At 71.3% G+C, this 19,814-nt stretch carries 13 protein-coding genes; 2 read left to right on the forward strand and 11 right to left on the reverse strand.

Going from position 1 to position 19,814, the window contains the following annotated elements; genetic code table 11:
- Positions 1-197 precede the first annotated feature (197 nt).
- Positions 198-1,769 (reverse strand): succinic semialdehyde dehydrogenase, encoded by a 1,572-nt coding sequence (locus tag ABD259_RS09310; RefSeq protein ID WP_344161538.1) that lies wholly within the window; start codon positions 1,767-1,769, stop codon positions 198-200.
- A 240-nt stretch (positions 1,770-2,009) separates the two neighbouring features.
- Here ABD259_RS09310 and ABD259_RS09315 point away from each other — a divergent pair, with 240 nt between their 5' ends.
- Positions 2,010-3,278 carry an FAD-dependent oxidoreductase gene (locus tag ABD259_RS09315; protein ID WP_344161541.1) on the forward strand — a complete coding sequence of 423 codons (1,269 nt, stop codon included), beginning with the start codon at positions 2,010-2,012 and terminating at the stop codon, positions 3,276-3,278.
- Between the two features lie 124 nt (positions 3,279-3,402).
- Here ABD259_RS09315 and galE read toward each other — a convergent pair whose 3' ends face one another.
- The 10 genes from galE to groES all read right to left on the reverse strand — a co-directional run bounded on the left by galE (position 3,403) and on the right by groES (position 18,198).
- On the reverse strand, positions 3,403-4,419 hold the full coding sequence (gene galE / locus ABD259_RS09320) for a UDP-glucose 4-epimerase GalE (RefSeq protein WP_344100313.1): 1,017 nt from the start codon (positions 4,417-4,419) through the stop codon (positions 3,403-3,405).
- Positions 4,420-4,659: 240 nt separating this feature from the next.
- Complete coding sequence (locus ABD259_RS09325; RefSeq protein WP_344100315.1) at positions 4,660-7,314, reverse strand: polynucleotide kinase-phosphatase; 2,655 nt, start codon at positions 7,312-7,314, stop codon at positions 4,660-4,662.
- Positions 7,311-8,786 carry a 3' terminal RNA ribose 2'-O-methyltransferase Hen1 gene (locus tag ABD259_RS09330; protein ID WP_344100317.1) on the reverse strand — a complete coding sequence of 492 codons (1,476 nt, stop codon included), beginning with the start codon at positions 8,784-8,786 and terminating at the stop codon, positions 7,311-7,313. The genes ABD259_RS09325 and ABD259_RS09330 overlap by 4 nt, the downstream gene beginning before the upstream one ends.
- A 293-nt stretch (positions 8,787-9,079) precedes the next feature.
- Positions 9,080-10,813: a glycerol-3-phosphate dehydrogenase/oxidase gene (locus ABD259_RS09335; RefSeq protein ID WP_344100319.1), complete on the reverse strand. Its 1,734-nt coding sequence runs from the start codon at positions 10,811-10,813 to the stop codon at positions 9,080-9,082.
- Between the two features lie 215 nt (positions 10,814-11,028).
- Complete coding sequence (locus ABD259_RS09340; RefSeq protein WP_344100321.1) at positions 11,029-11,901, reverse strand: lytic transglycosylase domain-containing protein; 873 nt, start codon at positions 11,899-11,901, stop codon at positions 11,029-11,031.
- Between the two features lie 374 nt (positions 11,902-12,275).
- Entirely contained in the window at positions 12,276-13,391 is a 1,116-nt protein-coding gene (locus tag ABD259_RS09345; RefSeq protein WP_344100323.1) for a GuaB3 family IMP dehydrogenase-related protein, read from the reverse strand.
- Positions 13,392-13,578: 187 nt separating this feature from the next.
- Positions 13,579-15,069, reverse strand: a complete 1,491-nt coding sequence (gene guaB, locus ABD259_RS09350; RefSeq protein WP_344100325.1) for an IMP dehydrogenase — start codon at positions 15,067-15,069, stop codon at positions 13,579-13,581.
- 284 nt (positions 15,070-15,353) lie between these two features.
- Entirely contained in the window at positions 15,354-15,941 is a 588-nt protein-coding gene (locus ABD259_RS09355; RefSeq protein WP_344100810.1) for a sigma-70 family RNA polymerase sigma factor, read from the reverse strand.
- 214 nt (positions 15,942-16,155) lie between these two features.
- Entirely contained in the window at positions 16,156-17,775 is a 1,620-nt protein-coding gene (gene groL, locus ABD259_RS09360) for a chaperonin GroEL (protein WP_344100327.1), read from the reverse strand.
- A 114-nt stretch (positions 17,776-17,889) separates the two neighbouring features.
- The gene (gene groES, locus ABD259_RS09365) at positions 17,890-18,198 is read right to left on the reverse strand and encodes a co-chaperone GroES (protein ID WP_425573500.1); all 309 of its coding nucleotides are present in this window, start codon (positions 18,196-18,198) and stop codon (positions 17,890-17,892) included.
- 192 nt (positions 18,199-18,390) lie between these two features.
- Between groES and ABD259_RS09370 the strand changes: the two genes are divergently transcribed.
- The gene (locus ABD259_RS09370; RefSeq protein ID WP_344161543.1) at positions 18,391-19,644 is read left to right on the forward strand and encodes a class I SAM-dependent methyltransferase; all 1,254 of its coding nucleotides are present in this window, start codon (positions 18,391-18,393) and stop codon (positions 19,642-19,644) included.
- Positions 19,645-19,814 lie beyond the last annotated feature (170 nt).

The following is a 19,814-nucleotide window of genomic DNA, read 5'->3' on the forward strand; positions in this document are numbered from 1 at the left end:
TTCCTCTTTTTTGCCGGGGAGGGAGCGGAACGCGGAGATTCCGACGTGTCATCGGTCGCTGGGCCATCGGGCTACCCGTCACCGGGTCACCCGATCCGCGGCGCCGGGCGCCCCGCGCCGCCGTCGCGGCGGCGCGGAACCGCGACAGCGGGCGGGGCGGGAGCCGCGTCGGGCCGGGTCGTTCCGGTCGGGGCCGCTCAGCGGATGTGGAAGCGCTTCATCAGCCGGGCGCCGCGGGTGAGCAGCGCGGCGAACGTCGCGCCGTCCATGCCCGGGGTGCCACCGAAACCGACGAAGTGCTGGCTGGCGACGGTCTGCGCCTCGGTGTAGCGCAGCAGCCCCTCGGCGCCGTGGCGGCGCCCCAGCCCCGACCTCTTCATGCCGCCCATTGGGCCGCCGTAGCTGGCCCACGTGGCGCCGTACCCCTCGTTGATGTTGACGGTGCCCGCGCTGACGCGTTCGGCGATGCGGCGTCCGCGCGCGGTGTCGCGCGTCCACACGCTGGCGTTGAGCCCGTAGTCGGTCGCGTTGGCGAGGTCGATGGCCTCGCTCTCGTCGGTGAACCGGTACAGGGAGACGAGCGGGCCGAAGGTCTCCTCCGAACACGCCGTCATGGTCGGTTCGACGCCGGTCATGACGGTGGGCTCATAGAACAGCGGGCCGATGTCGGGGCGCGGCCGTCCCCCGGACAGGATCGTCGCCCCTTTCTCGCGCGCCTGGTCGACGTGCTCGGTGACACGGTCGAGCTGGCGCGGGTAGGTCAGCGACCCCATGTCGGCGGAGAAGTCGTAGCGGGTGTTGAGCTCCATGCCCCGCGCCGCCTCGGCGAAGCGCTCGGTGAACTCGTCGAAGATCGCGTCGTGGACGTAGACGCGCTCCATGGAGATGCACAGCTGCCCGGCGTTGCTGAAGCAGGCGCGCAGCGCGCCCTCGATGGTCCAGTCCAGGTCGGCGTCCTCGCAGATGATCGCCGGGTTCTTGCCTCCGAGTTCGGCGGAGCAGCCGACCAGCCGGCCCGCGGCGCGCTGGGCGATCTTCGCCCCGGCGGCCGACGAGCCGGTGAAGGCGACGTAGTCGGCGTGGTCGATCAGCGGGTCGCCGATCTCCGCGGGTTCGCCGAGAACGGGGATCCACAGGTCTTCGGGCAGGCCCGCCTCGATGAGCAGGTCGATCGCCCACAGGGCGCTGAGGGCGGTCTGGGTATCGGGCTTGGCGACGACGGCGTTGCCCGCTATCAGCGCCGGGACGGCGTCACCGACCGGGAGGGCCAGGGGGTAGTTCCACGGTGAGATGACGCTGACGGCGCCCTTGGCGTGCTGGTTCACATACGCCCGGGTCGCACCGGGCATCGCGCCGGGCACGCGCCTGCGACGTAGCAGCCGGGGCGCCTGGCGCGCGTAGTAGAGGGTGCCCGCCGCGGCGTCGTAGACCTCTTCGAAGGCGTGCCGCCGCGCCTTACCCGTCTCGGCCTGGAGGATGTCGAGGATCTCGTGCTGACGGTCCAGCACAAGGTCGTGGAAGCGGAGGAAGGGCGCGACCCGGTCGCGCGGTGACACCGCCGCCCAGGCCCGCTGGGCCGTGCGGGCGCGCTGGAACGCGTCGGCCACGTCGCCGGCCGTCGATTGCGGGAGCTCGGCCAGGGGCTTGCCGGTGAACGGTGCGGTGATCGTGCTGCTGCGCCCGGACGTGCTCGCGACGCGGCGCGTCAGGCGCTCGACCATCGCGGAGTCCACTGTCGGGGGCTCGGTGGAACCTGTGGCGATACCCATGTTGGGAGCGTAGTCCGCTGCTCGCGGCTTGACTACCTGTTGGTAACCACGGATGTGGCGCGGGCGCGCGGAATAGCGCGAAGCGGGCCGGGCGGGAGCGGGGGCTTGGGGGCGTAGCGCGCGTCACATTCCCCGCGCCGCTGGAGAATCCGGCGTCCGCGAGGTTTTATTTCATCATACGTTGAATTAGGATCGAATCTGATCGGCCAGCGAACCAGCACACTCCCCCCGGAGGTCGCGATGACGCGCACCGGAACCACCACCGTCGCCATCTCCGGCGGCGGCCCCGCCGGGATCATGCTCGGCCTACTCCTCGCACGCGCCGGGATCGACGTCACCGTCGTGGAAAAGCACGGCGACTTCCTGCGGGACTTCCGTGGCGACACGGTCCACCCCTCGACACTGCGGCTCCTCGACGAACTGGGCTTGGCCGGGGCGATCGAGCAGCTGCCCCACCGCAAGGTCCGCGCGTTCGAACTCGGCACCGCCGAGGGCCCCCTCGTCCAAGCCGACCTCGGCCACCTGCCGGGCCGGTACCAGTACGTCGCGATGGTCCCGCAGTGGGACTTCCTCACCCTGCTCGTCGACCACGCCAAGCGGTACCCCGGCTTCCAGCTGCTCATGAACGCCGAGGCGACCGAAACGATCGAGGAGAACGGGGCGGTACGCGGGATCCGCTACACCGACCAGGAGGGCGAACACGAGCTGCGCGCCGTGCTGACCGTCTCCGCTGACGGCCGCCACTCCCGGCTGCGCGAGGCCGCGGGAATGGTCCCCACCGAACGCCACGTGCCCATGGACGTCCTGTGGATGCGCGTCGAGCGCCACTCGGACGACGAGACCGGACTCTACGGGCGGGTCGGCAACGGCTCGATGCTCGTGGCGTTCGACCGCGGCTCCTACTGGCAGGTGGCCTACCTCATCCCCAAGGGCGGGTTGGAGGAGATCCGCTCCCAGCCCATCTCCGTGCTGCAGGACCGGATGCTCGCGCTCCTGCCCGAGCTCGGTGAAACGGCGGTCCGATCGCTCGACGGCTGGGACCGGGTCGCGTTCCTGCGGGTCGCGCTGAACCGGCTGGACCGCTGGTACCGGCCGGGCTACCTGTGCATCGGCGACGCCGCGCACGCGATGACGCCGGTCGGCGGGGTGGGCATCAACCTGGCGGTCCAGGACGCGGTGGCCACCGCGAACCTGCTGGCCGACGCGCTGTATCGGGCACAGGCCGACCCCGACCGGTTCGGCAAGACCCTCAACCCCGAGCTGCTGGCCCGGGTCCAGCGACGCCGGTGGATGCCGACGGTGGGAACACAGCGGCTGCAGCAGGTGCTGCAGGACCGGGTCATCAGCAGGGTGCTGGCCGCCTCGCCGGACACGCCGCTGGACCTCCCGCTCATGCTTCGAGTGGTCGCCGGTGCCCCGATCGTCCCACGCCTCGTCATCCGCACGCTGATGCTGGGGCTGCGCCCGGAGCACGTCCACACGCCGGAGCGCCCGACAGCCGCCCACTGAGCTCTTCGCGCGCGACATTGCTTTTCCACCCCCGCCCCTTCCCGAGACCATCGGGAGGGTGTGGCTAACAGCGGGTGACTGGCAGCGGGTCGCGGCAGAGGGCGGCGCCGGCGTTGGCGGGCGGTCAGCCGCCGGCGAACCCGCGGGGGTTAGCGGACTGCCAGCGCCAGGCGTCGGCGCAGGCCTCGTCGATGCTCCTGGTGGTCTGCCAGCCGAGGTCGCGCCGGGCCGCGCTGGGATCGGCGTAGCAGGTCGCGATGTCGCCGGGTCGGCGGCCCACGACCTCGTAGGGGATGCGCCGGCCGCAGGCCCGCTCGAACGCGGCGATCGACTCCAGCACCGAGGTGCCCGTTCCGGTCCCGAGGTTGTACACGCGGTGGCCCGGGGTCCCGGCAAGGTGCTCTAGGGCCGCGAGGTGGCCCAGGGCGAGGTCGGTGACGTGCAGGTAGTCGCGCACTCCGGTGCCGTCGGGGGTGTCGTAGTCGTCCCCGAAGACCCGCACCTTGTCGCGGCGTCCGGCCGCGACCTGCGCGATGTAGGGGAACAGGTTGTTGGGGACGCCGTGGGGGTCTTCGCCGATGAGGCCGCTCTCGTGCGCGCCGATGGGGTTGAAGTAGCGCAGAGAGATGATCTCCCAGCGCGCGTCGGCCGCCGCCAGGTCGCGCAGGATCTGCTCGATGAAAAGCTTGGTGGCGCCGTACGGATTGGACACCGACAGCGGCATGTCCTCGGTGATGGGAACGTGCGCGGGATCGCCGTACACGGTGGCCGAGGAGCTGAACACCATCCGCCGCACGCCGTGGGCCTGCATGGCCTCGCAGACGGTGAGCAGGGCGTCGAGGTTGTTGCGGTAGTAGCGCAGTGGCTGCTCGGTGGACTCCCCCACGGCCTTGAGCCCCGCGCAGTGGATGACGGCGTCGATGGGGTGGTCGGTGAGGATCTTCTCCATGACGACCGGGTCGGAGCAGTCCTCCGGGTAGAAGGGGACGGCGTGGCCGGTGATGCGCTCGACGCGGCGGATGGCCTCCGCGTTGCCGTTGCTGAGCGCGTCTACCACCACGACGTCGTGGCCGGCGCTGATGAGCTCGACCGCGGTGTGCGTGCCGATGTACCCGGCGCCACCGGTCAGCAATACGTTCATCAGCGTTCCTGCTTCCTGGGAGACGGCCGCACGGTTCCCCGGCCACCTGCGGCGCTCCACTCAGGATATGCAGGCCATGGACGCGGTGAACCGGCAGCCCGGATCATGACGCGAGGCCGACCGAAAACGCCTGTTCCGGTCACGGGGGCCGTCGCGGCCCACCAGGGACGATCCCGGCGCGGCGTCCGTGTCGCGGACGTGGGGGACCGGCCGCCCGTGCGGCCGGTCCCCCACGCGGCGTCACAGCCGCGGGTCCACCGGTTCGGACTCCAGGGCCAGCACACCGAACACCGCCTGGTGCACGCGCCACAGCGGCTCCCCGCGGGCGTGCCGTGCCAGGGCCTCCAGGCCGAGCTTGTGTTCGCGCATGGCCAGTCCGTTCTTGCGGCCCAGGCGGCGGTCGCGCAGCACCTCCATGCGGTCGGGCTCGGTGTAGTCCGGGCCGTAGATGATCCGGAGGTACTCCGGGCCGCGCACCTTCAGCCCCGGCTGGGCCAGGCCCTGCCGTCCGCGCGCGAGCGCCCCGGTGAGGGGCTTCACGACCATGCCCTCGCCCCCGGCATCGACCAGGTCGCGCCACCACGCGGCCGCGGCGGCGGTGGCGTCGGGGTCAGTGACGTCCACGACCAGGTAGCGCGTTGTGCGCACCAGGTCGCAGGCGTCGGCGAGCCGCTCGGCCACCGCCATGTGCCACAGATGGTCGGCGTCGGCGAACGCCCGGCCTTCGGCGGCCAGCACCATGAACGGGGCGTAGCGCAGCCCGGCCGCCCCCTCGGTGGGCCAGCTGTAGCGCCGGTAGACCCGGCTGAACGCCTCGATCTCCTCAGCCCGCCGGGTGACCCGGTCGGCGAGGCCGCCGACGTCCAGGCCGCGCTCGGCCGCGGCGGCGAGCGCGGCCTCGGCCGCCGGGAGCGCCGCGCGTGCCGCGGCCCCCACCGAGGCGTACTGGTCGCGGATGAGCCCCTCGGCCTTGGCCGACCACGGCAGCATCTCGCCGTCGAGTGCCACCCAGTCGGTGTCGAGCCGCTCCCACAGTCCGGCCGCCCCGATCCCGGCGCGCAGGTCGGCCAGCACCTCCGACTCCACCTTCGGGTCGGAGAAGAAGGGGCGCCCGGTGCGGGTGTACACCGCGCCGAGGGAGCCGGGCACGAAGCGGCGCTCGGCGGCGGCCGTGTCGCGGCACACGACCGCGACCGCCCGCGACCCCATGTGCTTCTCCTGGCAGATGACCGTGTCGACGCCGTTGCCCCGGTAGTGCGCGAACGCCTCGGCCGGGTGCTCCAGCAGCGCGGGGTCGGCCGCGGTCGGGGCGGGGGCCATGGTCGGCGGCAGGTAGAGCAGCCAGTGCGGGGCGACCGCGAAGCGGCTCATCACCTCCAGTGCGGCCAGGGCGTTCTCCCGGGCGATCCTGATCCGCCCGTGCGCGGTCTCGACGCCTCCCCCGGAGACGTCGTCGCCGGTGAGCACGTCGCCGATGTCGAGGGCACCGGACTCGCGGGACTCAGCCCCAGCTGCGGTCGCCGCGGCGGCGCTGTCGAGGAACGGCGTGGCCGACGCGTACCAGGTGCGATGCGCCGGGACGTCGGCGAGCTGGCGTTCCGGGTAGCGCAGCGCGGTCAGCCTGCCCCCGAAGACGCACCCGGAGTCCAGGCAGATGGTGTTATTCACCCACTGCGGCTCGGGCGTGGGCACGTGGCCGTAGACGACCGCGGCCTTGCCCCGGTAGTCGCGCGCCCACGGGAGGCGGACCGGCATACCGAACTCGTCGGTCTCACCGGTGGTGTCGCCGTACAGGGCGAAGGACCGCACGCGCCCCGAGGCACGGCCGTGGTACTCCTCCTTGAGCCCGGCGTGCGCGACCACGAGGTTGCCGCCGTCGAGCACGTAGTGGCTGATCAGGCCGTCGCAGAAGTCCCGCACCCGGGCACGGAAGTCCGCGTCCTCGGCGTCGAGCTGCTGCAGCGACTCGGCCAGCCCGTGCGAGGGGGTGACCTTGCGCCCCTTGAGCGCCCGCACCAGCTTGTTCTCGTGGTTCCCCGCGACGCACAGGGCGTCGCCGTCGGCGACCATGCCCATGGCCAGCCGCAGCACGCCGGGGGTGTCGGGTCCGCGGTCGACGAGGTCGCCGACGAACACGGCGGTGCGTCCCGCGGGGTGCCGCGCGCCGGTGGCGCGGCCCAGCTCGTCGCGGGTGATGGCGTAGCCGAGTTCCTCCAGCAGCTCCTCCAGCTCGGCGCGGCAGCCGTGGACGTCGCCGATGATGTCGAAGGGGCCGGTCAGCTCGCGCTTGTCGGTCCAGGACTTCTCGTAGGAGACGACGGCGGAGTCGATCTCCTCGACGCCGCGCAGGATGTGGACCTTGCGGAACCCCTCCGCGGACAGCCGATTGAGGCCGCGCCGCAGATCGCGCCGCTGCCGGGAGATCACGTGGTCGCCGAAGCCGCGGTCGGGCCGGTTCCGGTTGCGCTCCCGGGCGACCCCTTCGGGCACGTCGAGCACGATGGCCGTGCACAGCACGTCGTTGTCCTTGGCGACCCGGACCAGCTGCTGGCGGGCTTTCTGCTGCACGTTCGTGGCGTCGACGACGGTGAGCAGGCCGCGCCGCAGCCGCTTGTTCACGATGAAGTGGAGCAGGTCGAAGGCGTCGGAGGTGGCCGACTGGTCGTTCTCGTCGTCGCTGACCAGCGCACGGCAGTAGTCGGAGGTGATCACCTGGGTCGGGGCGAAGTGCCGACGGGCGAACGTGGATTTGCCTGAACCGGAGACCCCGACGAGCAGCACGAGCCCCACCTCGGGCACGCTGAGCACCCGGGATTCCGCAGGCGTGACCGGTGCGTCCGACGCGCCCGCCTCGGCGGGCTCGACCGGCTCGGGTTCCGGGCTGTTCTCGCTCATCTGGTGAAGACTCCCATCTGCGTCGGCGCCCCCACCTCGGGGTCGTCCCACCCCACGGGCAGGTACCGCACCCGGTAGCCGTGGGTGCGGGCGACGTTGTCCGCCCACGCGCGGAACTCGGCGCGGGTCCATTCGAATCTGTGGTCGGCGTGCCGGAAGCCGCCCTCGGCCAGGCCCGGGTAGCGGACGTTGTGCTCCGCGTTGGGCGTGGTCACGACGACGGCGCGCGGGGCCGCTCCGCCGAAGACGACCTGTTCCAGCGCGGGCAGCCGGGCGGCGTCGATGTGCTCGATGACCTCCATGAGCACGATCGCGTCGTGGCCGGAGAACCGCCGGTCGCGGTAGAGGGCCGAGCCGACGATCAGGTCCAGCCGCTCGCGCTGCCGCTCAGGCATGCGCTCGACGCGCAGCCTGCGCTGGGCGTAGCTGATGTTGTCGGCGCTCACGTCCACGCCGGTGACCGTGGTGAACGCGGGGTCGTTGAGCAGCCGCCCGACGAGCTTGCCGGTGCCGCAGCCGAGGTCGAGCACCCGTTGTGCCCCTTCGGCCTTGAGCACGGAGAGCACCGCTCCGGCCCGCTGGTCGGCGAGCGAGGGTTCCGGGGGTTCACCGCTCTCGGTCTCCGGCCGCCCGGACCGCGGTGCCGCGCCGGCCGGAGCGTCCACCTCGGCAGTGTCGGTTCCCGGCGCCTCCTCCTGGGCGGGATCGGCAGCCTCGTCCGGTCCGGTCAGGTCGTCGACCTCGGCCAGCCGCGCGATCGCCTGGCGGAACAGGTGCTGCTTGCGCGACAGGTATCGGCGGGTGATCCACGCCCGTTCAGGGTGTCCGGAAAGCCACCCCGCTCCCGCTCGCAGCAGCTTGTCGACCTCGTCGGCGGTGACCCAGTAGTGCTTGGTGCCGTCCAGGACGGGCAGCAGCACGTACAGGTGGCTGAGCGCGTCGGCCAGCCGCATCTCGCCGGTCAGCGTCAGGCTCACGTACCGGGAGTCGCCCCACCCGGGCAGGCCGGGGTCGAGGGGAACCGGGACGGCCGCCACCTGCCAGCCCAGCGGCTCGAACAGCGCCCGCGCCCGCTCGGCTCCGCCCCGGCAGGGCACCGCCGGAAGGGAGAGGGTGAGCGGGATGGGCGTCGCGGCCAGGTCGGGGCGGGCCGCGCAGCGCGCCTTGAGGGCGGAGGAGAATACGTCGCCGAGCGCCACGGCGAACAGCGACGACGCGGCATACGGCCGGTCGTTGACGTACTGCGCGAGCGCGAAGTCCGGACTCGCCACCGACGTGCGGGAGCGCAGCAGCTCCCGCGGGTCGACCTCCAGCATCAGCGCCGCCGTGCAGCGGTCCGGCTCGGCCTCCGGATAGAAGACGTGCGCCGCCCCGAAGGACTGGCTGAAGTGCTGCACGCGGTCGGGATGCTTGTGCAGCAGGTAGCCCAGGTCGGTGGCGGGCCGATGCGTGGTCGTGATCGTCAGTAGCACGCCCCTAGTGTGCGGGATGCCGACGCCCGGTATCGAGGGATTTTCCCGCTGGGCACCGCCCGCGGGCCGCCGGGATCCTTGCCTGGAGCGCGCCGAACCGGCTGCGGGGACGGCGCGGCAGTGCCAGGGAGCAGTGCCACGGAACAGTGCTAAGGGAAAGTCAGAAAGATGCGGGTGGAGCCGTCGGGCCCCACCCGGACACACCGATCGCCCGGGGCCGCTGAGCTGGGTGGGCCTTCCGCCGATCGTCGTCCCGGCAGGGCCGTGTCAGCCCGTTAGGGCCGCACGTGTGCTCAGGACTTCACCTGGGGAAGCTTGGGCGTGGCCTCCGGGACGATGTCCGGCGCGCCGTGCTGGACGGCGTCGGCCTCGTGGTCGTTCTCCTGCTCCTGCGCCGCGCGTTCCGCCTCGATGCGCTTGCGGTAGTACTCCACCTCTCGCTTGATCTGCTCCTCGTTCCAGCCCAGCGGCTCGGCGATGAGCTCGGCGGCCTCCTCGGCCGCGGCGATACCGCGGTCCCAGGTCTCGAAGGAGATACGGGTGCGCCGCGACAGCACGTCGTCGAGGTGGCGGGCGCCCTCGGAGGTGGCCGCGTACACGATCTCGGCGCGCAGGTAGTCGCCGGACCCAGTCACCGGCTCCTTGAGGTCGGGCCGCTCACGCATCAGCTCCAGCAGGTCGTCGATCAGCGACCCGTACCTGCGCAGCAGGTGGACGACGCGGGAAACGTGCAGTCCGGCGTCGCGGGCGATGGTGTGGCGCTGGTTCCACAGCGCCGCGAACCCGTCGGCCCCTACCAGCGGCACCCGGTCGGTGACCGACTCGGGGATCTTGCCGTCGAGGCCGTGGACGACCGCGTCCACCGCGTCCTTGGCCATGACGCGGTAGGTGGTGTACTTGCCCCCGGCGATCAGCACCAGGCCCGGTACCGGGTGGGCGACGGTGTGCTCCCGGGACAGCTTGGAGGTCTCGTCGGACTCGCCGGACAGCAGCGGGCGCAGACCGGCGTAGACGCCCTCGACGTCGTCCCGGGTCAGTGGGACGCGCAGGACGGCGTTGATGTGGTCGAGGACGTAGTCGATGTCGGCGCGGCTCGCCGCCGGGTGCGCCTTGTCCAGGTTCCACGGGGTGTCGGTGGTCCCGATGATCCAGTGGCGCCCCCAGGGGATCACGAAGAGCACACTTTTCTCGGTGCGCAGGATCATCCCCGACGACGCCTGGATCCGGTCCCTCGGGACGACGAGGTGGATGCCCTTGGACGCGCTGACGTGGATCTGCCCGCGGCCGCCCACCATCTCCTGAATGTCGTCGGTCCACACACCGGCGGCGTTGACCACCTGCTGGGCGCGGACGTCGATCTCGTGTCCGGTCTCCAGGTCCTGCACCCGGGCCCCGGTGACGTGCTCGCCCTCGCGCAGGAAGCCCACGGCCTGGGCGCGCGAGGCGATCCGCGCGCCGTAGGTGGCGGCGGTGCGCAGCACCATGAGGACATAGCGGGCGTCGTCGACCTGGGCGTCCCAGTACTGGATGGCACCGGCGAACGCGTCGCGGCGCAGCGCCGGGAAGACGCGCAGGGCGCCCGAGCGGCTGAGGTGCCGGTGCGCGGGCAGGCCGCGAGTGCTGCGGCCGGTCAGCGCCAGGATGTCGTAGAGCGTGACGCCGGCCCCGATGTAGCCGCGCTCCCAGTGCTTCTGGAACGGGAACAGGAACGGCACCGGCCGGACGAGGTGCGGGGCGAGGCGGCCGAGCAGCAGCCCGCGCTCGGTCAGCGCTTCGCGGACCAGCTCGAAGTCGAGCTGTTCGAGATAGCGCAGCCCGCCGTGGATCAGTTTGCTGGACCGGCTGGAGGTGCCGGCGGCGAAGTCGCGCGCCTCGATCAGGCCGACCGACAGGCCGCGGGACACCGCGTCCAGCGCCACGCCCGCGCCCACGATGCCACCCCCGACGACCAGAACATCGAGCTCGTTGTCGGCCATGTGCGCGAGCGCCTCGGCCCGCTCGTCCGGCCCCATGCGCGCTGCCGTCATGTCACGCCCTCCCGACACATGCCCACCTGGCACTACTCGGAACATCCGCGGACATCCAGGCTAACCCGCCACTCTCCGGGACGGCCGTCGGTGGGGTCGGCGCGTCGGGAGTCACCGGTGCCGTGGCTGGTACCGGAGACATCGACCGGATGTGCGCCATGGTGTGGTCGAAGGCTGCGAGACCACCGCCAGTTTCGGGAGGACGGGCGCGCGGGTCAGGTGGCGCGTGCGGCGTCGGCCGCGTAGCGGTTGGCGATGTCGAGGATGTCGCGGGCGTAGGACTCGGACTGGTTATAGGAGAGCACCGCCCGCCACCAGTCCTCCTGGTCGGTCAGGTCGCGTCCCTCCGCGCACAGGTAGCGGGCGGCGCTCAGCGCGGTGTCGTCGATGTCGTGCGGGTTGGCGCGGCCGTCGCCGTCGGCGTCGGCGCCCCACTGCTCCCAGGTGGTGGGGATGAACTGCATCGGCCCGACCGCGCGGTCCCATCGGGTGTCGCCGTCGAGGTCGCCGCCGTCGGTGTCGCCAATGGCCACGGTGTTGTTGGAGCCGTCGAGGGGGATTCCGATGATGTCGACGGTGGTGCGCCCGTCGGGCCCGACCTTCCCGCCCGCGTACGTCCCGTGCTTGGACTCCACCTCACCGATGGCGGCCAGAGTGGGCCAGGAGATCCGGCACCGCGGCTGCTCCTCCATCAGCCGCAGCTGCGCGTTGGCGTAGGCCAGCAGGGCGCGGCGCGGCACGCCGGATGCCGCGGAAATGTTGTCGAGCCACTCGGGGAGGGGGTCCGCCGACGCGGTCTCCCGGGAGGCGGGCGACGGGCGTTCGTCGGCGTGGAGGTCGGCCTGTTCCGCCGCTTCCGCGCCGTCGGCGGGGACGGTGTCGATCACGCCGCCGGCCTCCTGCGGGCCGGGTGGGGGCTGCGGGGGGACCGCTGAAGGGTGAAGACCGCCGACGACGGCCACGATCCCGGCGGTCAGTCCCGCCGCGGAGAGGACGGCCGCGGCGGCGACCACGGCGGGTTTCCGATGAGGGAGGGGTTTGGCTGTGGACGCTTCCGCGTCCTGCCCGACCGGGGGGGAAACTGTCACGGACTACCTCACTCGCTCACCGAGGGCACGCCGGGGCGAATCGGTCGCCCTCAGCACACCCTCATGTACGCAACGGCCTACGCCGAGAGAACAACCTACGCGACTTCGCGGATCACGGGCAGGGGCCGAACGAAAAAAGGAAGGACACCGCTCGATTGCGCGCGAGCGGCGCGCCGGTCGATGGTAATGCGGGACCGGCGTGACCCGCCCGCCCAGACGAGCGAGCGTGTCCTCGGCGGTTCGCGCCCGTTCGCGCCTGCGCCGGGGAGGGCTCCCCGCCAGGGGCGCCGGACGCGCGCCTCGCCCGCGTCCGGCGCTACCCGCGGATGTGCGCTACGGCGCGCCCCGAGGGGCGGGGCGCGCCCGAGCGTCGGTCAGCGGTGCGGGTTGACCACGACCTCGACCCGCTGGAACTCCTTGAGGTCGGTGTACCCGGCGGTGGCCATGGTCCGGCGGAGCGCACCCATCATGTTCATCGAGCCGTCGCTGGTCGACGCGGGGCCGTGCAGGATCGATTGGAGGTCGCCGATGGTGCCGACGTGCACCCGCTCGCCCCGCGGCAGCTCGCTGTGGTGGGCCTCGCTGCCCCAGTGGTAGCCGTGGCCGGGCGCCTCGGCGGCACGCGCCAGCGGCGATCCGACCATGACGGCGTCGGAGCCGCAGGCCAGCGCCTTGGCGATGTCGCCGCTGCTGGTCATCCCACCGTCGGCGATGACGTGCACGTAGCGGCCACCGGACTCGTCGAGGTAGTCGCGGCGGGCCGCGGCCACATCGCCGATGGCGCTCGCCATCGGCACGGCCACGCCCAGCACGGAGCGGGTGGTGTGCCCGGAGCCGCCGCCGAAGCCGACCAGCACACCGGCCGCACCGGTGCGCATCAGGTGCAGCGCCGCAGTGTAGGTGGCGCAGCCGCCGACGACGACCGGGACGTCCAGGTCGTAGATGAACTGCTTGAGGTTGAGCGGTTCGGCGCGCCCGGAGACGTGCTCGGCGGAGACCGTGGTTCCGCGGATGACGAAGATGTCGACACCGGCGTCGATCACGGCCTTGTGGTATTGGGCGGTGCGCTGCGGCGAAAGCCGGGCTGCGGTGACGACTCCGGACGCGCGGATCTCCTCGATGCGGCGGCCGATCAGCTCCTCCTTGATGGGGGCGGAGTAGATCTCCTGCAGCCGCAGGGTCGCGGCCTCGTCATCGAGTTCGTGGATCTCGGCCAGCAGCGGCTCGGGGTCTTCGTAGCGCGTCCACAGCCCTTCGAGGTCGAGAACGCCCAGCCCGCCGAGCTCGCCGACGGAGACGATCGTCTTCGGCGAGGCGACGCTGTCCATCGGGCTGACGACCAGCGGTGTTTCAAACCGGTACGCGTCGATCTGCCACGCGATGGACACTTCCTCGGGGTCGCGGGTCCGTCGGGCGGGAACGATCCCGATCTCGTCGAGCTCGTAGGCGCGGCGCCCGTTCTTGCCCAGCCCGATCTCAACCTGAGCCAACGCTTAGATCCCCTCTTGCGTGCTTCACCGGAACCATCCCCGGCGGATACTGCCGCCGCGAGTTTACCGCCGGGCCGGGTGGCGACGGCCCGCCTCGTCCCGGGACGCCCGTCCCGGGACGAGGCGAACGGCCTGGCCGACCGGGATCCTGGCGGACCCGCCGATTCCGCGACCCTTCGAAACGCTTCTAGCGCCGGGAGTAGTTCGGCGCCTCGACGGTCATCTGGATGTCGTGCGGGTGGCTCTCCTTGAGACCGGCCGAGGTGATCCGCATGAGCTGGCCCTTCTCCCGCAGCTCGGCGACGGTGCGTGTGCCCGCGTACCACATGGACTGCCGCAGGCCACCGGTGAGCTGGTGCGAGACCGCCCGCAGCGGTCCGCGGTAGGGCACCTGGCCCTCGACGCCCTCGGGGATGAGCTTCTCCTCGGAGGCGACATCGGCCTGGGAGTAGCGGTCCTTGGAGAAGGAGCGCCCGCGCATCGCGCCGAGCGACCCCATGCCGCGGTAGGTCTTGTACTGCTTGCCGTTGATGAAGATGAGCTCGCCCGGGCTCTCCTCCACGCCCGCCAGCAGGCTGCCGAGCATGACGGTGCTCGCACCGGCCACGAGGGCCTTGGCGATGTCGCCGGAGTACTGCAGGCCGCCGTCGGCGATCACCGGGACGTTGGCGGGTCCGGCCGCTTTGGAGGCCTCCAGGACGGCGGTGACCTGGGGTGCGCCCACACCGGCGACAACGCGGGTGGTGCAGATGGAGCCGGGGCCCACCCCGACCTTGACGGCGTCGGCACCGGCGTCGATGAGGGCCTGTGCGGCGGCGCGGGTGGAGATGTTGCCGCCGATGATGTCGGCGCGGGAATTGGCCTTGAGCTTGGCGATCATCTCCATCACCCCGGCGGAGTGGCCGTGGGCGGTGTCGACGACGATGAAGTCGGCGCCGGCGTCCATGAGGGCCTTGGCCCGCTGCTCGGCGTCCGGACCCACGCCCACGGCGGCGCCGACGACGAGGCGGCCGTCGGCGTCCTTGGTGGCGTCGGGGAACTGCTCGCTCTTGATGAAGTCCTTGACGGTGATCAGGCCGCGCAGCCGCCCGTCGCCGTCGACCAGCGGAAGCTTCTCGACCTTGTTCTCGCGCAGCAGCCGGTAGGCCTCGTCGCGGCTCACCCCGACGGGCGCGGTGACCAGCGGCATCGGGGTCATGACGTCGCGCACCCGGCGGCTGCGGTCGTCCTCGAAGCGCATGTCGCGGTTGGTGACGATGCCGACCAGGCGCCCGTCGTCGTCGGTGACCGGGGCGCCGGAGATTCGGTAGTGCGCGCTGAGCGCCTCGACGTCGGCGAGCGTGTCGTCGGGGCCGCAGGTCACCGGGTCGGTGACCATGCCCGCCTCCGACCGCTTCACCAGGTCGACCTGGGCGGCCTGGTCCTCGATCGACAGGTTGCGGTGCAGTACCCCGGCGCCGCCTTGGCGGGCCATGGCCACGGCCATGCGCGCCTCGGTCACGGTGTCCATGGCGGCCGACAGCAGCGGGATGCGCAGGCTGATGTTGCGGGAGAGCCGGGTGCCGGTGTCGGTCTCTCCCGGCTGCAGATCCGAGTAGCCCGGAACCAGCAGCACGTCGTCGTAGGTGAGTCCCGGCGGCAGAATCTTGTCGCCGTCCCCCGTGTTCATGTACGTCATGACGCCCTCCGCCCTCTTGCGACCACTCCCGCGTGTCTTTTTCATCCTAGGGCGCTGACCGGCGCGCATCTTGCGTCTGGGGTGACGACCCACGTCACACCGGGCACCCGGTGGGACGGATCACACCCGTGCGGGCGCGGCGTCGCGTGCGGCACGGGTGGTCACCGGAAGGACGCCCCTGTCAGCGGAGGCCGCGGCCGTAGGCGCAGTGGTCGCGGGTGCGGATCCGGGAGGGGCAGCGACGGCCGCGGGGACCGGGACGGAGCGGGGCGTGGTGGGTACGGCTAGATGAGGCGGTTCGCCACGGCCACCTTCCGAAGCCGAGCAAGAGCTCGGTGCTGGGCAACCCGAACCGCTCCGGCCGACATTCCCAGAACATGTCCCGTCTCATCAGCAGATAGACCCGCAATCACGCGCATGACCAGCAGCCGACGCTGCTGCTCGGGGAGTTCACTGAGCAGTGCCCGGGCCCGTTCCGCCTCGACGGTGCGCACCGCGGCCTCCTCCGGCCCCGGACCGTCGTCGGGACAGTCCGGTACCGCGTCGGTGGGAACATCGCGGGTGGAGCCGCGCAGGGCGTCGGCCACCTTGTGCGCGGCGATCCCGAACACGAACGACGCGAAGGGCCGACCCATGTCCTCGTAGCGGGGGAGCGCGGCCAGGAGTGCGATGCACACCTCTTGCGCGACGTCATCGGAATAGTGTACGTAACCCGAGACGCGGGCCAGGCGCGCCCGGCAGTACCGGACGACCATGGGGCGCACCTCCCGAATAAGGGAGTCGACCGCCCCATGATCACCTTGGACCGCCAGCGTGGTTAGCTGGCTCAATTCTGAGTCGTGCCGTCGGGCACCTGATCGTTCCGCGAGCATGCCCCCCGCACCGCGTGGATCCGTCACGTATCGAATGATGCCCCCGCCGGTGGACCCGCCAGTCACGAACCGCGGCTACAGAATGATCACATTTAAGGGAAATGCCGGGTAATGGCACGCGTGCCCCGAGTGGGAACCCAGGGCACGCGTGGTACGGCAGACGCCCGCGTCGGCGGGCCGCCTCACCGCCCCGAGGGGCGGAGATCAGCGGAGATCAGTGGCCGTGACCGTGGCCGTGACCGCCGGCCGCGTTCGCGTCCTCTTCCTCCGGCTTGTCGACGACCAGCGCCTCGGTCGTCAGCAGCATGCCGGCGATGGAGGCGGCGTTCTGCACCGCGGAGCGGGTCACCTTGACCGGGTCGATGATGCCCTGGGCCATGAGGTCACCGTACTCGCCGGTGGCGGCGTTGTAGCCGTGGCCGCTCTCCTGCTCGGCGATCTTGTAGGTGACCACGTAGCCCTCGGCGCCCGCGTTCTCGGCGATCCAGCGGGCCGGCTCGTTGAGCGCCCTGCGGACGATCGACACGCCGGTGGCCTCGTCGCCGCTCAGGTTGAGGCCGTCCAGGGCCGCGGCGGCGTGCACCAGGGAGGCGCCGCCGCCGGGGACGATGCCCTCCTCGATCGCGGCGCGGGTGGCCGAGATGGCGTCCTCCAGGCGGTGCTTCTTCTCCTTGAGCTCCACCTCGGTGGCCGCGCCGACACGCAGCACGGAGACGCCGCCGGCCAGCTTGGCCAGGCGCTCCTGCAGCTTCTCGCGGTCCCAGTCGGAGTCGCTGGCCTCGATCTCCTTGCGGATCTGCCGGACCCGGTCGTCGACCGCCGACTGCTCACCGCCACCGTCGACGATGGTGGTGGCGTCCTTGGTGATGGTGATGCGACGGGCGGAGCCCAGGACGTCGAGCTCGGCGTTCTCCAGGGTGAGGCCGACCTCCTCGGCGATGACCTGGCCGCCGGTGAGGGTGGCGATGTCCTGCAGCATCGCCTTGCGACGCTCGCCGAAGCCGGGGGCCTTGACCGCGGCGACGTTGAGCGCGCCCCGGATCTTGTTGAGGACCAGCGCGCCGAGCGCGTCGCCCTCGATGTCCTCGGCGATGATCAGCAGCGGCTTCTTGTTCTGGACAACTTTCTCCAGCAGCGGAAGCAGCTCGTTGAGGCTGGAGATCTTGCCCTGGTTGATCAGGATCTGCGCGTCCTCCAGCACCGCCTCCTGGCGGTCGCCGTCGGTCACGAAGTAGGGCGAGATGTACCCCTTGTCGAACTGCATGCCCTCGGTGAAGTCGAGGTCGAGGCCGAAGGTCGGGGCCTCCTCGACGGTGATGACACCGTCCTTGCCGACCTTGTCGAAGGCCTCGGCGATCATGTCGCCGATCTGCTCGTCCTGAGCGGAGTTGGTCGCGACGTAGGCGATGTCCTCGCGCTCGCCGACCTCGCGAGCGCGCTCCACGAGCGCTTCGGAGACGCGGGCCGCGGCGGCGTCGATGCCCTTCTTCAGCGACATCGGGGACGCACCGGCGGCCACGCTGCGCAGGCCCTCGCGCACGAGCGCCTGGGCGAGCACGGTGGCGGTGGTGGTGCCGTCGCCCGCGGTGTCGTTGGTCTTGGTGGCGACCTCCTTGACGAGCTGGGCGCCCAGGTCCTCGTAGGGGTCCTCCAGCTCGATCTCACGGGCGACGGTCACACCGTCGTTGGTGATGGTCGGAGCGCCGAACTTCTTGTCGATGACGACGTTGCGGCCACGCGGGCCCAGCGTCACCTTCACGGCGTTGGCGAGGCTGTCGACGCCCCGCTCGAGGGCGCGGCGAGCCTCGTCCTCGAACTCCAGGATCTTCGGCATGGTGAGCTTTCCTCAATCCGTGCAAGTACGTCGGAAAATAAGAGAACCGCCCCGCCCGGCTGCGAGCCGGCCGGGGCGGGATGTCACATGGGTGACCTCAGTGGATGCCGAGACCTACTTCTCGACGACCGCGAGCAGGTCGCGGGCGGAGAGAACGAGGTACTCCTCGTTGTTGTACTTGACCTCGGTGCCGCCGTACTTGCTGTACAGAACGACGTCGCCCACGTTGACGTCGAGGGCGACACGGTTGCCCTTCTCGTCGAGGCGGCCCGGGCCCACCGCGAGGACCTCGCCCTCCTGCGGCTTCTCCTTGGCGGTGTCCGGGATGACCAGGCCGGACGCCGTGGTCTGCTCGGCCTCCAGCGTCTTGACGACGACGCGGTCCTCAAGCGGCTTGAGCACGGTCTTGGTGGCGGTCGACACGGTTGTGACCTCCCCCTTCATTCGATGGTTCGAGACGTCATGCTTGGTAAAAGGGGCGACCACGGCGGCCTGCCGTCGCGGGTGCCAGACCGGCCTCGTCGCGATTAGCACTCTACCCTTGAGAGTGCCAGTATGGAACATTAGTCGTGCCCGTGAGGCTCGTCAAACAACAGGTCACAGGGGGAAAAGAGCGTGCAGGGCAACGGGCAGGTCACGGCTCATATCGCGGCTTTCGAAGCGCTGCTCACGCCCGCCGGACAGCGCCTACTGGAGGCGCTGGACCCTGCCGAGGTCGAGGCCGACCCGCTGGGTGTCGCCACGCGGCTGCGCCGCGCGCCGGTGGAGGGCACCGACGCCCTCGGGGTGGACCTGTCCGAACTGGTCGGCGCGGCCCTCACACAGGCGCGCCTCCGCGGGCGCGCGCGTGGGAAGTTCGGCGAGCTGGCCGAGCGCATGTACTTCACCCCCAACGGGCTGGAGCAGTCCACCCGGCGCCCGGTCGCCGCCCTCCGCGCCCGCCGTTTCGCCGCCGCCGTGCCGAGGGAAGCGCTCGTCGGCGACCTGGGCTGCGGGATCGGCGCCGATTTGCTGAGCCTGGCCGAGGCCGGGCTGCGTGTCGAGGGTGTCGACGCCGATCCGTTCACGGTGGCCGTCGCCAACGCCAACATCGCGGCCCGGGGGCTGGGCGAGCGCGCCCATGCGCGGGAGGGCGACGTCACCGCCACCCCGCCCGGCGCCTATGACGCGGTGTTCTGCGACCCGGCGCGGCGGGGCAGGCGCGGCCGTGTCTTCGACCCGGACGCCTACTCCCCGCCGTGGAGCCAGGTTATGGCGCTCGCCCAGGGCGTGTCGGCCGCGTGCGTGAAGGCGGCCCCGGGCATCCCGCACGATCTCGTCCCCGAGGGATGCGCGGCGGAGTGGATCTCGGTGGGCGGCGAGGTGAAGGAGGCCGCGCTGTGGTTCGGGGGGCTGAGCGACGGCGGCCGCCGGGCCACGCTCCTGCGCGAGGGCGCGGAACCGGCCATGCTGACCGCCGACCCTACGCTGGGCGCTCCGCCGGTGGCGGAGCCCGGCCGCTACCTGTACGAGCCGGACGGGGCGGTGATCCGCGCCCATCTGGTCGCCGAGGCGGCGGCGGAGATCGACGGCGCCCTGCTCGACCCGCACATCGCCTACATCACGTCCGACCGGCTCGCCGCCACGCCGTTCTCGCGCGCCTACGAAGTGAGAGACGTCCTGCCCTTTTCCCTGAAACGGCTGCGCTCCGCACTCCGAGAACGCCGCGTCGGCACCGTAACGATTAAGAAACGCGGGTCGGCCGTCGACGTCGAAAAGCTGCGACGGGATCTCCGGCCGTCCGGGCCGGAGTCGGCCGTGGTGGTGCTCACCAGGATCGGCGAGCGCCCCTTCGCCCTCCTGTGTTCCGAGGTCACGGCCTTCCCGTAAAGACAGTTTCCGACAACTCCACAAAAAGGGCGGGGGTGACTGACGGGACAGACGGTACTAATGTGACGAACGCCGGTGTTCCATCCGGAACCGATGTCTTTTCCACTCGATCACGGTGAACGCTGTCCATGTCGTTAGACTGAGCCCCACTGCATCCATTCCCCCTACTC

It is taken from the genome of Nocardiopsis rhodophaea (genome assembly GCF_039530945.1).
Taxonomy (GTDB): Bacteria; Actinomycetota; Actinomycetes; order Streptosporangiales; family Streptosporangiaceae; genus Nocardiopsis_C; species Nocardiopsis_C rhodophaea.

Excerpts from the sequence above, each read along its gene's own strand:
- ABD259_RS09310 (WP_344161538.1), bottom strand. The coding sequence starts at position 1,769 with ATGGGTATCGCCACAGGTTCCACCGAGCCCCCGACAGTGGACTCCGCG.
- ABD259_RS09315 (WP_344161541.1), top strand. The coding sequence starts at position 2,010 with ATGACGCGCACCGGAACCACCACCGTCGCCATCTCCGGCGGCGGCCCC.
- galE (WP_344100313.1), bottom strand. The coding sequence starts at position 4,419 with ATGAACGTATTGCTGACCGGTGGCGCCGGGTACATCGGCACGCACACC.
- ABD259_RS09325 (WP_344100315.1), bottom strand. The coding sequence starts at position 7,314 with ATGAGCGAGAACAGCCCGGAACCCGAGCCGGTCGAGCCCGCCGAGGCG.
- ABD259_RS09335 (WP_344100319.1), bottom strand. The coding sequence starts at position 10,813 with ATGACGGCAGCGCGCATGGGGCCGGACGAGCGGGCCGAGGCGCTCGCG.
- guaB (WP_344100325.1), bottom strand. The coding sequence starts at position 15,069 with ATGACGTACATGAACACGGGGGACGGCGACAAGATTCTGCCGCCGGGA.
- ABD259_RS09355 (WP_344100810.1), bottom strand. The coding sequence starts at position 15,941 with ATGCTCGCGGAACGATCAGGTGCCCGACGGCACGACTCAGAATTGAGC.
- groL (WP_344100327.1), bottom strand. The coding sequence starts at position 17,775 with ATGCCGAAGATCCTGGAGTTCGAGGACGAGGCTCGCCGCGCCCTCGAG.